Annotated in this window: 11 protein-coding genes; 2 read left to right on the top strand and 9 right to left on the bottom strand. The window is 43.3% G+C overall.

Translation table 11 applies throughout. The features are described from left to right. A partial coding sequence (locus WBJ10_RS05375; RefSeq protein ID WP_424288502.1) for an aminotransferase class I/II-fold pyridoxal phosphate-dependent enzyme occupies nt 1-361 on the bottom strand: 361 nt, incomplete at its 3' end. Between the two features lie 60 nt (nt 362-421). Continuing rightward, nucleotides 422-817 (bottom strand): DUF1573 domain-containing protein, encoded by a 396-nt coding sequence (locus WBJ10_RS05370; RefSeq protein WP_424288501.1) that lies wholly within the window; start codon nt 815-817, stop codon nt 422-424. 193 nt (nt 818-1,010) lie between these two features. Between WBJ10_RS05370 and WBJ10_RS05365 the strand changes: the two genes are divergently transcribed. Then, on the top strand, nt 1,011-3,428 hold the full coding sequence (locus tag WBJ10_RS05365; protein ID WP_424288500.1) for an alpha-ketoacid dehydrogenase subunit alpha/beta: 2,418 nt from the start codon (nt 1,011-1,013) through the stop codon (nt 3,426-3,428). Nucleotides 3,429-3,432: 4 nt separating this feature from the next. Here WBJ10_RS05365 and aroC read toward each other — a convergent pair whose 3' ends face one another. From aroC to WBJ10_RS05335, 6 genes are all read right to left on the bottom strand, one after another. Beyond that, the gene (gene aroC, locus WBJ10_RS05360) at nt 3,433-4,533 is read right to left on the bottom strand and encodes a chorismate synthase (protein ID WP_424288499.1); all 1,101 of its coding nucleotides are present in this window, start codon (nt 4,531-4,533) and stop codon (nt 3,433-3,435) included. A 100-nt stretch (nt 4,534-4,633) separates the two neighbouring features. After that, a complete protein-coding gene (gene aroA / locus WBJ10_RS05355; RefSeq protein ID WP_424288498.1) occupies nt 4,634-5,989 on the bottom strand; it encodes a 3-phosphoshikimate 1-carboxyvinyltransferase in 1,356 nt (451 codons plus the stop codon). Further along, nucleotides 5,986-7,095: a chorismate mutase gene (locus tag WBJ10_RS05350; RefSeq protein ID WP_424288497.1), complete on the bottom strand. Its 1,110-nt coding sequence runs from the start codon at nt 7,093-7,095 to the stop codon at nt 5,986-5,988. The genes aroA and WBJ10_RS05350 overlap by 4 nt, the downstream gene beginning before the upstream one ends. A gap of 168 nt (nt 7,096-7,263) precedes the next feature. Next, on the bottom strand, nt 7,264-8,091 hold the full coding sequence (locus WBJ10_RS05345; RefSeq protein WP_424288496.1) for a prephenate dehydratase: 828 nt from the start codon (nt 8,089-8,091) through the stop codon (nt 7,264-7,266). 603 nt (nt 8,092-8,694) lie between these two features. After that, complete coding sequence (gene aroB / locus WBJ10_RS05340; RefSeq protein ID WP_424288495.1) at nt 8,695-9,750, bottom strand: 3-dehydroquinate synthase; 1,056 nt, start codon at nt 9,748-9,750, stop codon at nt 8,695-8,697. After that, nucleotides 9,747-9,953, bottom strand: a complete 207-nt coding sequence (locus WBJ10_RS05335; RefSeq protein ID WP_424288494.1) for an RNA-binding S4 domain-containing protein — start codon at nt 9,951-9,953, stop codon at nt 9,747-9,749. Before WBJ10_RS05335 ends, aroB begins: the two co-directional genes overlap by 4 nt. A gap of 197 nt (nt 9,954-10,150) precedes the next feature. Here WBJ10_RS05335 and WBJ10_RS05330 point away from each other — a divergent pair, with 197 nt between their 5' ends. Next, a complete protein-coding gene (locus WBJ10_RS05330; protein ID WP_424288493.1) occupies nt 10,151-11,359 on the top strand; it encodes a proline dehydrogenase family protein in 1,209 nt (402 codons plus the stop codon). Between the two features lie 295 nt (nt 11,360-11,654). Here WBJ10_RS05330 and WBJ10_RS05325 read toward each other — a convergent pair. Beyond that, nucleotides 11,655-11,949, bottom strand: a 295-nt coding sequence (locus WBJ10_RS05325; RefSeq protein WP_424288492.1) for a phosphoribosylpyrophosphate synthetase, incomplete at its 5' end; no start/stop codon positions are given.

Genomic DNA, 11,949 nt, shown 5'->3' with positions numbered 1-11,949 from the left:
GTTCAGGGATGATAATTTCATCGCCTTCGTTTACACAAGCCTGCATTGCGATGGTGATCGCTTCAGAGCCTCCCACAGTTACCAATATCTGACTGGGGTCGATATTGTAATTGAGCTTGTTGTAATATTCAGTGAGTTTGGTTCGGTACGCTAATGTGCCTTCCGATGGAGTATAAGCCCAAACTTTGAAGTCGATATCCTTAATGGCATTTAACATGCCTTCAGGTGTTTCTATATCTGGTTGTCCAATGTTTAAATGAAAAACTTTCTTTCCATCTTTTTTCGCCTTATCGGCGAAGGGGGTAAGTTTACGAATAGGTGAGGCAGGCATCAGCCTGCCTTTACTTGATATTTCCGGCATGCTGCAAAAATAAAAAACCCCTCCGATTGGGAGAGGTTTTACTTATAAATATTTTGCTTTTTACCTGGTACTTGAAGCGATGACCTCTCCTTTGATGTAAAGTACTTTAATAGGAGTACGGGCATTGGATTTTATCGTTACGGCTTTGGTAAAGCCGGGCTGTACTGAGGCAGCGTTAAAAGTAACGGTGATAGTACCTTTACCTCCTTTTAACACGGGCGCTGTAGTATATTTCGGCACCGTGCATCCGCAGGTTGATTCTACATTAGAAATTATCAGCGGATCATCGCCCACATTGGTAAACACGAAATCTACGCTAACTGGTTTACCCTGAACAATTTTACCAAAATCATGAGTTTCTTTGTCAAACTTAAAATCAGCCTTTGTTCCATCCTGCATGGCAGTTAAGCCTATAAAGCCTATGAATACTGCGCATAATTTCATTAAATGTTTCATAATTGTGATTTCGTTTAAATAAATATAAACTAATATACATATTTCAAAAATCATTCCAACAAGCGGGATATCACTTAATTAGTCGGAGGTATAATTTAAAATTTGGCGTCTTAGTAAAAAAGCGAATTAATATTTTGTCTGACGATTACCAATTCCTGCTGGCTTTTCTTATTTTTGAACCCAAAGGTGAGCTATGAAAGGAAACCAAGAGGTAGGGGACATGATGACTGAGCAGGAAGAACTAAGTTTTGATGACTTCAAAAAGATTATAATCAGTGATTATAAAATTGCTTATGAAAGTCGTCAGGCTAGTCTTTTAGGGCGGAAAGAAGTTCTGACCGGGAAAGCCAAGTTTGGCATCTTTGGGGATGGGAAAGAAGTAGCCCAGTTAGCCATGGCTAAAGCATTTCAGGCCGGGGACTGGCGTTCAGGATATTACCGCGACCAAACCTTTATGCTCGCATCAGGCATGATAACCATGCCGGAGTTTTTCGCCCAACTATACGCAAACACTGATATTGATGCAGATCCGGCTTCCGGTGGTCGCCAGATGAATTGCCATTTTGCAACCAGGACACTGGATGAGGATGGCGAGTGGATGGATCTTACCTCACTGAAAAATTCATCTGCAGATATTTCGCCTACAGGCGGCCAGATGGGGCGACTGGTCGGACTTGCCCTTGCATCGAAAATGTACCGCAATAATCCTGTTCTTGGGAACCTTACTAAGTTCTCATTAGGGGGTAATGAAGTTGCGTTCGGTACTATTGGAAATGCTTCTACTTCAGAGGGTATATTTTTTGAAGCTATAAATGCTGCGGGTGTGCTGCAAATACCGATGGCCATATCCATTTGGGATGACGCTTATGGGATTTCTGTCCCAGCCGAATTTCAGACGACTAAACAGGACATATCTGAGATCCTAAAGGGTTTTCAGCGCGATGAAAAGGGCGAAGGATATGAAATTTTCAAGGTCAGAGGCTGGGATTACCCCGGCTTATGTGAAACCTATGAAAAGGCCATCAAAATTTGCCGCGAAAAGCATATTCCTGTTATGATCCATGTTACGGAGATGACCCAACCACAGGGTCACTCAACTTCAGGATCTCACGAAAGGTATAAAAACAAGGCTCGGATTGACTGGGAGAACGAGTACGATTGCATGCTTCAAATGCGCAAGTGGATGATTGAGTCCGCGGTCGCAACTGATGAAGAACTTATCGAACTTGAAAATACTGCCAAAGCTTATATTAAAAACTGTCAGAAGAAAGCCTGGTCGGACTTCAATGCCGTGACAAAAATGGAATTGGAAGTTGCTGCAGATTTAATTGAAAATACTGGCGATAGCAAACTGGTTGCTGAGGCACGTGTACTGGTATCGAGCGCTGAACCATCCCGAAAGGATGTAATAAGTCTGGTAAGACAGGCGGCCCGTGCATTAAGAAATGAAGATTCGGAAGCTAAAGATAAATTGTTGAAATGGTACAAAGATCAGCATGACAGTAATTATGACCGATATAATTCAAAGCTCTTCACGGAAACTGCTCAGTCACCCCTTAATATAGAGGTTATCGCTCCGGAATACGATGGAGAAGCAAGAATGGTTGATGGGCGTGAAGTGTTGAATGCTTGTTTTGACGCTAACTTTACCCGCGACACGCGTGTGATGGCTTTCGGCGAGGATGTGGGAGCTATCGGTGATGTCAACCAGGGTTTTGCCGGATTACAGCAAAAATTCGGGACAATGAGAATCTTTGATACCGGGATTAGGGAAATGACCATCGTTGGACAGGGTATTGGCCTTGCTATGCGCGGATTGCGACCCATTGCCGAGATTCAATACCTGGATTACCTTTTATATGCTCTCAATATACTAAGTGATGATTTAGCCACGCTAAGCTATCGTACTAAAGGACGACAAAAAGCTCCGCTTATCATCCGGACCCGCGGTCATCGGCTGGAAGGTATCTGGCATTCCGGATCACCTATGGGAGTAATCATAAATTCTCTGCGTGGTGTCCATGTATGTGTGCCACGAAATATGACTCAGGCCGCTGGGATGTATAATACACTGCTTAGAAGCGACGAACCGGCACTTGTTATCGAATGTTTGAATGGATACCGTTTAAAGGAGAAGCTTCCTTCAAATCCAGGTGAGTTTACCGTGCCCTTAGGTAAAATTGAAGTGCTGAGGGAGGGAATTGATATAACGGTTGTGTCTTATGGCTCTACTCTTCGTATTGTTCAGGAAGCTGCTGATGAGTTAGACTCCATGGGGATTTCTGTAGAAGTAGTCGATATTCAAACTTTCCTGCCATTCGATCTTAATAAGCAATGTGTCGAATCACTGCGTAAAACGAATAAATTGCTTGTGGTTGGTGAAGATGTTCCTGGCGGATCTTCAGCATTTTTGATGCAGCAAATCCTTGAAGTTCAGAATGGTTATCAATATCTTGATGGGAAGCCGCGTACCCTTACCGCTAAGGCTCACCGACCGCCTTACGGCTCCGATGGTGATTATTTCACCAAGCCGTCTTTAGACGATATTATTGAGGCTATTTACGAAATGATGAATGATAGTAATCCTGGGAAGTTTCCGGGTTTGTATTAGGCCGCTACAACTTCACCACCTTATTTCTCAAATAGTGATCCGCCAGCACCAAAGCTGCCATTGATTCAACAATAGCTACAGCCCGTGGTACCACACATGGATCATGTCTGCCTTTGCCCTGTACACTCGCCGCATTGCCTGACGAGTCAAGACTTGCTTGATTCTGCATGATAGTAGCCACGGGTTTAAACGCCACACGGAAGGTTATGTCCATTCCGTTTGAAATACCCCCCTGTATTCCGCCCGAAAAATTGGTGAGAGTCTGGAATTTGTTGTCGTCATTTGTTCCTGGCGCTACAAAAAGATCATTGTGCTCAGAACCTTTCATTTCAGAACCTGAGAAACCGGAGCCATAATCGAATCCATGGACGGCATTAATGCTGAGCATCGCTTTCCCCAGATCAGCATGAAGCTTATCAAAAACCGGTTCACCCAATCCCACTGGGCAGTTCCTGATCACGCAGGAAATTTTCCCGCCCACGGTGTCACCGTCTTTCCTGATAGAATCGATCAGCTCAATCATTTGGTTGGCCGTAGCCGGATCCGCGCAGCGGACAATATTGGTTTCTCTTTTCTCTAATAGTTCGCTTAATGAACCGAGGTCGAGGTTTGGTGAATCGATAGTGCCTACAGATGAAACGTGGGCGAAAATCTCTATGCCCGCTTGTTTCAAAAATAATTTAGCAATAGCTCCAGCAGCAACACGAGCTGCAGTTTCCCTCGCCGAAGACCTGCCGCCTCCGCGATGATCGCGATGACCGTATTTGGCGTCGTAAGTATAGTCAGCGTGTGAAGGCCGGTAAGCATCTTTAATATGAGAATAATCCTTTGAGCGCTGGTCCTCGTTGGGAATGACCATAGCAATTGGTGTACCGGTCGTTTTACCTTCAAAGATCCCTGAAAGGATTTTCACAGTATCGCTCTCTTTACGCTGAGTGGTTATTTTCGATTGGCCAGGTTTGCGTTTATCGAGTTCCGATTGAACAAAATCCATATCGACTTCCAGATTTGAGGGACATCCATCAATGATCACCCCAATAGCTTCTCCGTGTGATTCGCCAAAAGTGGTGATGCGGAATAATTGTCCAAATGAGTTACCTGCCATATTAAAAGAATTACGAATTAAAAATTACGAATTACGAATGTCTTGCATACGTACCAATAGAATGCGTTTGAGTTAGTTACTAATCACTAATTACTAACTACTAATCACTAACCACTACCTCATATCCAATACTCTCCAAATCCTTCCAGAAATGCGGATAAGATTTCTCTACTACCAAATGATCTTCAATTTCCATTTCATTCAGTACCAGGGCCAGGGGTGCAAAAGCCATTGCCATTCGGTGGTCATCGTAGGTATTGATGCTGATGGTTTTTTTAAGGTCTCTTCCAGAGCAATCAAGTTTATAAGTTTGGTTTTTCTCAATCAAGTTTACACCGATTTTTGCAAGTTCTACCTGAAGGGCGTTTACACGGTCGGTTTCCTTAATCTTTAAAGTTTCCAGCCCGGTAAAAGTAGCATCATGCCCTAGTGCAGCGCAAACAACAATTACTGTTTGGGCCAGATCAGGACATTCTTTGAAGTCAAAAATCTTCCTCTCCAGTTTCTTAGCTTCTTTTTTAAGGAATACACCTCCGTCCTTAAACTGCGACGTTATCCCAAAATTAGCCATAATCTCTGTGATCTTGCTATCGCCCTGCAAACTATACCCGTTTAAGCCGGGCAAAAACAATTCAGCTTCATCGGCAAGCGCCGCAATGGCATACCAATATGAAGCAGCACTCCAGTCGGGTTCAACACTAATGGTCGATTTACTATAAGGCTGATTGGGGATGCGGATTGTATTTTCGTCCCAACTATACTTAATTCCAGCCTGCGACAACATGGCAAGAGTCATCTCGACATAGGGCTTCGAAGTCAGTTCCCCTTCAATAATCAGCTCCAAACCTTTTTCAAGCAAGGGAGCCGCAAGTAATAACGATGAGATATACTGGCTGCTGATATCACCTTTAATAGAGACTTTTTCAGAGTTCTGATTCAATGGCCCCCGTATTTTCAAGGGAGGATATCCCTCTTTCTCCGTGTATTCAATTTCAGCTCCCAGTTTTCTTAAGGCATCCACAAGTATTCCTATGGGCCGCTGTTTCATCCTTGCGGAACCCGTGAGAATCACCACTCCATCCTGCAACGTATAGTATGCAGTCAAAAACCGCATCGCCGTGCCCGCAGGCCCGATATTTATAAGATTTGAGATTTGAGATTTGAGATTTGAGTTCTTTTCTATCGTTTCTGTTTTCAGTTTTCCACTTTCAGTTCCCTGTTCGTTCGCCTCCGTTTTCAGTTTTCCCCTTTCAGTTTCCTGTTTGGTGTCAGGTTGAAGTATCCCCAACAACGTCACCGTATCCGCCGCTTCCGACACATTCTTGACTGCCACAGCGCCCTTACTCAAAGCCTGCATGATTAGCGCCCGATTACTTTCGCTTTTTGAGCCGGTAAGGTGGATGGTACCCGATAGTTTCTTTTTAGAAGCTGAAATTTTTATGCTTGCTGAATTCATTTTTCTTCAACAACCGGTTTATCGTTCATGATTTCAGTCTGCTTTCGGATAGATTCGCTGTGAATTAGTTCAAGAAATTTTCCTGTAAAGTTAAGATCCAGTTTTAATGCGCTGGCAAAAGCACTACGCTTATTCATGATTTGATCCCAGCGATTTACCTGAAGAATAGTAACTCCGTTATCTCTTTTGTATTCACCGATTTTCTGAACAATCTGCATTCTTTCAGCAATTTTCTGAATGATTTGATCATCAATCTTATCAATGTTCTCTCTCAGGGAAGCTAGTTTATCAGTAAAATCCTTATCTCTGATCTCAGGTTTACGTAAAGTAAGGTGATCCATCAGTTCAGCCAGGGCCGAAGGAGTTAGCTGCTGCTTTGCGTCAGTCCATGCTACAGAAGGGTCCATGTGAGATTCAATCATCAATCCCTGCATGTCCATGTCCAGAGCTTTTTGAGAGATATATGGAATTAATTCCCTGTTACCGCAGATATGGCTTGGATCATTGATGATCGGCAATTCAGGACACAGAGTTTTAAGCTGAATAGCAATTTCCCACATAGGTTCGTTACGGAACGCTGTTTTTTCGAATGAAGAAAACCCCCGGTGTATTGCGCCTAATTTTGTGATCCCAGCATTGTTGATACGCTCCAATGCTCCGATCCACAACTGTAGATCAGGATTAACTGGATTCTTCACCAATACCGGTATGTCAACGCCTTTTAAAGCATCAGCAATTTCCTGAACTGTAAATGGATTAACAGTGGAACGGGCACCAACCCATAAAATATCTACCCCAGCAGCCAGAGCTTCTTCAACGTGTTTCGCCGTTGCCACCTCTACAGCTGTAGGCAATCCTGTTTCCTCTTTCGCGCGTTTCAGCCATTGTAAGCCTATACTTCCAATACCTTCAAACTCGCCCGGACGTGTGCGGGGCTTCCATATACCGGCTCTAAGCACTGAAGCCTTCCCGGTCTTCGCAATTAAATGAGCAGTCGCTATTAATTGATCTTCTGTTTCTGCACTACAAGGCCCCGCTATCAATAATGGCTCGCTTGTTTTTTTAAGCCATGTGTCGATTGGCTGTAGGTTTAAATTAAGTTTCATTTTTAAGTTGTAAGTAGGAAGTTATAAGTAGTAAGTAATAAGTTGTTTATACGTTATCCGTTTGTAAGTTCGTTGATTTAGTGTGTTTTCTCATTCGGGCTAAGGCGCCAGCCATTTGTTTGTCACGCTTCGCTCACAATGACATGTAATTCTTAATTCGTAATTATTTTATACTTTATCATTTTTAGTGTACTCCCCCATTATCGTAAAGTTCACCGTATACTTGAGAACCTTCCGTATGGCCGCATCATAATCAGGCTGGTTTTTCCATTCAATGTCTACATAGAAGTTGTATTCATTTCTTTTACCTAATACCGGCATCGACTGGATCTTGCTGAGATTAATATTGTGATCCGAGAGAATATTCAATACCTGGGCTAATGATCCAACAGAATTCCCAACCTGGAAACTTAGGGAAGCTTTATTATAGGCTACGCTGTCATCGGCCTTATTGGTAAGTATCAGGAAGCGGGTATAATTTTTCTTGTTTGATTCGATCCGACGCTCCATAACTTCCAGACCATACAGTTCAGCCGCTAAATTATTAGCAATGGCCACCGTATCTGTGAGATTTTCCTCGCGTATCTTTTTTGCACAGGCAGCTGTATCCGAGCTTTCAATCACCTGCAAATCAGGGAAGTCATCAAGGAAATCACTGCACTGGCGAATTGCGATAGGGTGGGAGGTGACATACTTAATGTCCTCGAATTTTACTCCTGGCAATGCTAAAAGGTGTAATTGTATAGCCAAATAAACTTCTCCAACTATCGGAAAGTTATACTCACGCAACAATGAGTAATTTGGCAGCAAGCTTCCGGCAATTGAATTTTCGATTGCCATCACAACATAGTCGGCTTGTTTCTGCTTCAAAACATCGCAGGTGCGTTTGAACGATTCGCATTCAATTGTGTCAATATCTTCACCAAAGAACTTGAATGCCGCTTCTTCGTGAAAAGAGGCTCTGGTTCCCTGAATTGCTACACGTTTTTTTTGCATTTTTATGTTCATAAAAAAAGTCCCTGCTGGTGGCAGGGACTTTTTGCTAATTTCTTTATAGATTATTGCATATTCTCCCCGCTATTACTGTGGATAGTAAAAATAAGCGAAGTAATATGTGCTATTGATGTTCATTTTTGTTCTGTGTGACAAATTTACAAAGTTATTTGAGTTTGGCAAGGGGAAAGTGAAAAAAAGTTGAGGTCTGAGGTCTGAGGTCTGAGGTCTGAGGTCTGAGGTCTGAGGAATGGCTAGGTAAGTTAGAGTTTCTTTTTTATTATTTGGAAAGCAAGTGTAGTGTTGCTTCGGTTTATGCAGTCGCGTGCTCTGCAGTAGTTTTGCCATGAAAAGCCAGGTAACATATAAAATATGTTACGGCAAAAGCTACTGCTGCCGCCCGCGTTTATTTTACTCAGGTTTGCATCATTGGGGTGAGGTTTTCGATGGTGTGAATTTCCTTGATTCCGGCGAAGGCCGGAATCTCCTCCTTACACCTCCCTGCCTGAAAGCTTGTCATTCCACGAAAGCTGGAACCTCACCTCCTAATTCGAAGCCTGCCAGCGAAACTGGAACCTCACAGCTTTATCAACTTAGGCGTGCGTATCACATAGAAATATAATAATCGAGACTTTCGAAAATTTCTTCCTCTGTACAATACAAATCAAACCCACATTTCCCAATCTCACTCAGCAAAGAGAAGTTAATCTGTCCGCCATTATTTTTCTTGTCATTTTTCATGATCTCCAGAAGAGCAGGGTAGTTTTCTTTCCTAAGATTATAGCTGGGGTATACTGCTTTGATAGCTTCAACTGTTTCTTCCAGTTCTGCCTGCCTGAGGCCGTTTTTCTTTGATGAGAGATATGCTTCACATATAAAACCAATTGCAATGGCTTCGCCATGGAGAAGAGGTTTCCTGTCGTGGCTTAAAGAATAGCTTTCAACAGCATGGCCGATGGTGTGACCGAAATTAAGAATCTTACGAAGACTTTTCTCGAAAGGATCTTCTTTTACGACTTCATTTTTAATTTCGACAGACCGATAGATAATTTCGTCGGTCAAACCGATAGGGCCAGCCATTTTTACCGTATTGAAGAGCGAGCGGTCGTAGATTAACCCGTGTTTAAGAACCTCAGCAAATCCGGAGCGGATCTCACGTTCTTCAAGCGTTTTAAGAAATCGGGTATTTATAAAAACAGCTTTAGGCTGGGTAAAAGTTCCGATTATGTTTTTTACATTATCCATATCGATGCCGGTTTTCCCGCCTACAGAGGCATCCACCTGCGATAATAATGTTGTAGGTACCTGAACGAAATCAATCCCTCTTTTAAAGGTTGAAGCGGCAAATCCTCCCATATCTGTGATAACGCCGCCACCGAGGTTGATGAGCAGGCTGTTCCTCTCAGCACCAAAATCCAGAAGCATCCGCCAGATCCCGATACAGAAATCAATATTCTTATTTTCTTCGCCCGGTGTAATTTCAATCAGGTCGTAATCAATGTCTTTTAATGCCTCCTGTACAGCCGGCAAACAATGGATTTCCGTATTGCTGTCGACGAGGATAAAAACTTTGCTGTATTTACTTTCGAGAATAAATTTATGGAGCTCCTGAAGACTGTTTTCAAAAAAGATCGGGTAACTGATGCTTTGAATTGGGATCATTGTACATGGATTTTTGTGCCATTGAATTCAACGATGTCGCCGCGCCGGACTTTAAGCCTTTTGCGTAAATCCACCTCACCATTGCATTTCACCAGGCCATCAAGGACAACCATCTGAGCTTCTCCGCCGCTGGCCACAAGGTTTGTCGCCTTAAGGAGTGCAATAAGCTGTATAAACTCCCCCTCTAATTTAAATTCAAGCATATTGCAAACTTACGGAATAGGAGCAAAGAACAAAGAACAAAGAACAAAGACGGGAAACGTACCCAGCGGATTAATGTTAACCTCATGACTCTTAGGAGTTGAAAGCCTTCTTTCTATGCGCTTTGTGGACATCTTTTTTCCTTGCTCTTTGTTCCTTTAGTCTTGATTCTTGGCTCTCCTTATGCTACCTTTGCCCCATGCACAACCCTGATGCTAACCAATTGAAGCCTGTCCAGAAGGCCCTTGATTTTAATAATACCGAAATAGCCTTCAGAGGGAGTTCCGACTCCGATCTGGAGCGCGCCTATTGGCTATTTAAGATAATCAGCGTTCGATTTCTTGCGAAAGTTGGCCCGCCCTTAACAAGATTTGCTATGGCCATTGGCCTTCCGGTGAAGCTGTTAATCAAGCCGACCATATTTGAGCATTTCTGTGGCGGGGAAACGATAGAGGAATGTGAAGGCACTGTAAGCAAGTTAGCAAGCGGCAATGTGGGTTCGATCCTGGATTATTCTGTGGAAGGGGAGGAGGAAGAAAAGGTTTTTGATGAAACCTGTGCGGAGATTATGCGGACAATTAAGCGTGCGGATGGCGATAAGCGGATCCCGCTAACGGTTTTCAAAGTCACCGGTTTGGGCAGGTTTGAGCTGATCGCCAAGAGAGATGCGAAAGAGCCATTGAACGAAGAGGAGATCGCTGAATTCCAACGGGTATCATCCCGAATCAATCTTATCTGCGCTTTAGCCCACGAGAGAACAGTTCGGGTGATGATCGATGCCGAAGAAAGCTGGATCCAGGACAGTATTGATCAGCTGGCATTGGAAATGATGAGGCGATATAATCAGAACAGCCCGATAGTATATAATACCTACCAGCTTTACAGGACTAATGTGCTGGAATGTCTCCGACAAGACACTAAGCTCGCATTTACAGAGGGGTTTATACTAGGCGCCAAACTGGTCCGGGGTGCTTATATGGAAAAGGAACGAAAGAGAGCAGAGGAAAAGGGCTACCCTTCACCAATAAATGCAAGCAAAGAGGATACGGATAGAGACTATGATGACGCCTTACGCTTCTGTATCAATCATCTGAATACGATTGCCTTTGTGGCGGGGACACATAATCAGGAAAGCTGCCAGCTTCTCGCGCAATTATTAGACGGAAAACAAATCAAACACGACCACGATCACATTTATTTCTCCCAGCTTTTAGGAATGAGTGATAATCTCAGTTTTAATCTTGCAGCATCGGGATACAATGTTGCTAAATATGTGCCTTATGGGCCGATTAAAGCTGTAATGCCTTATTTGTTTCGCAGGGCTGAGGAAAATACTTCGGTAGCGGGGCAGATGGGTCGAGAATTGAAATTGATAGTGAAAGAGAAGAAGAGGCGGAAAATGTTTTGAGGTCCCTCACTGTGCTCGGGATGAAGAAGGTCCTGTTGTAAGCGGAGGGAAAGATTTCTCCTCACGGAACGGTCGGATTAAATGATTTTACCGTACGTCGCTCGTCGAAATGGTTTTACATCTCATGCAAGCAATAGAACGTTAAACGGTGCATATTTCGACGAGCGAATGTATATTTATCGTTAACGAGCCTTATGCCGTGAGGAGAAATCTCCTTTCCCATACGATCGATCGATCGTCATCCCGAGCACAGCGAGGCACCTCGAAACAATAAGTTTTGATACTCTACTTGATACTATTCAGGTACGGGCGTATCCAATTTCCTCAACAAATCATCCGCGTCATCATCAGCATACATCCCGTATCCATTAATAAGCGTTCCCTTCACATCGTGATGGAGCGATTTGATGGCATACAAAACGGAGTTGTCGCCCGGATCGCTTGCGCCTTCAAAACGATATACTTTAACTATTTCAAATTCTCTTGGACTCAGAGTGATATCACCACTCTTAAGCTCGTTATTGTGGATGTTGAAATCATGAGTGAATCCCTCTTCTTTCAACTTGTTTAATGTTCCCACAAGTGTTGGC

Source organism: Daejeonella sp. (genome assembly GCF_049655485.1).
Taxonomy (GTDB): domain Bacteria; phylum Bacteroidota; class Bacteroidia; order Sphingobacteriales; family Sphingobacteriaceae; genus Daejeonella.
The sequence above is the reverse complement of the archived record's forward strand: the minus strand, read 5'-3'. Positions and strand labels throughout refer to the sequence as shown.

Excerpts from the sequence above, each read along its gene's own strand:
- WBJ10_RS05330 (WP_424288493.1), top strand. The coding sequence starts at position 10,151 with ATGCACAACCCTGATGCTAACCAATTGAAGCCTGTCCAGAAGGCCCTT.
- WBJ10_RS05350 (WP_424288497.1), bottom strand. The coding sequence starts at position 7,095 with ATGAAACTTAATTTAAACCTACAGCCAATCGACACATGGCTTAAAAAA.
- WBJ10_RS05335 (WP_424288494.1), bottom strand. The coding sequence starts at position 9,953 with ATGCTTGAATTTAAATTAGAGGGGGAGTTTATACAGCTTATTGCACTC.
- WBJ10_RS05345 (WP_424288496.1), bottom strand. The coding sequence starts at position 8,091 with ATGCAAAAAAAACGTGTAGCAATTCAGGGAACCAGAGCCTCTTTTCAC.
- WBJ10_RS05365 (WP_424288500.1), top strand. The coding sequence starts at position 1,011 with ATGAAAGGAAACCAAGAGGTAGGGGACATGATGACTGAGCAGGAAGAA.
- aroB (WP_424288495.1), bottom strand. The coding sequence starts at position 9,750 with ATGATCCCAATTCAAAGCATCAGTTACCCGATCTTTTTTGAAAACAGT.
- aroC (WP_424288499.1), bottom strand. The coding sequence starts at position 4,533 with ATGGCAGGTAACTCATTTGGACAATTATTCCGCATCACCACTTTTGGC.
- aroA (WP_424288498.1), bottom strand. The coding sequence starts at position 5,989 with ATGAATTCAGCAAGCATAAAAATTTCAGCTTCTAAAAAGAAACTATCG.
- WBJ10_RS05370 (WP_424288501.1), bottom strand. The coding sequence starts at position 817 with ATGAAACATTTAATGAAATTATGCGCAGTATTCATAGGCTTTATAGGC.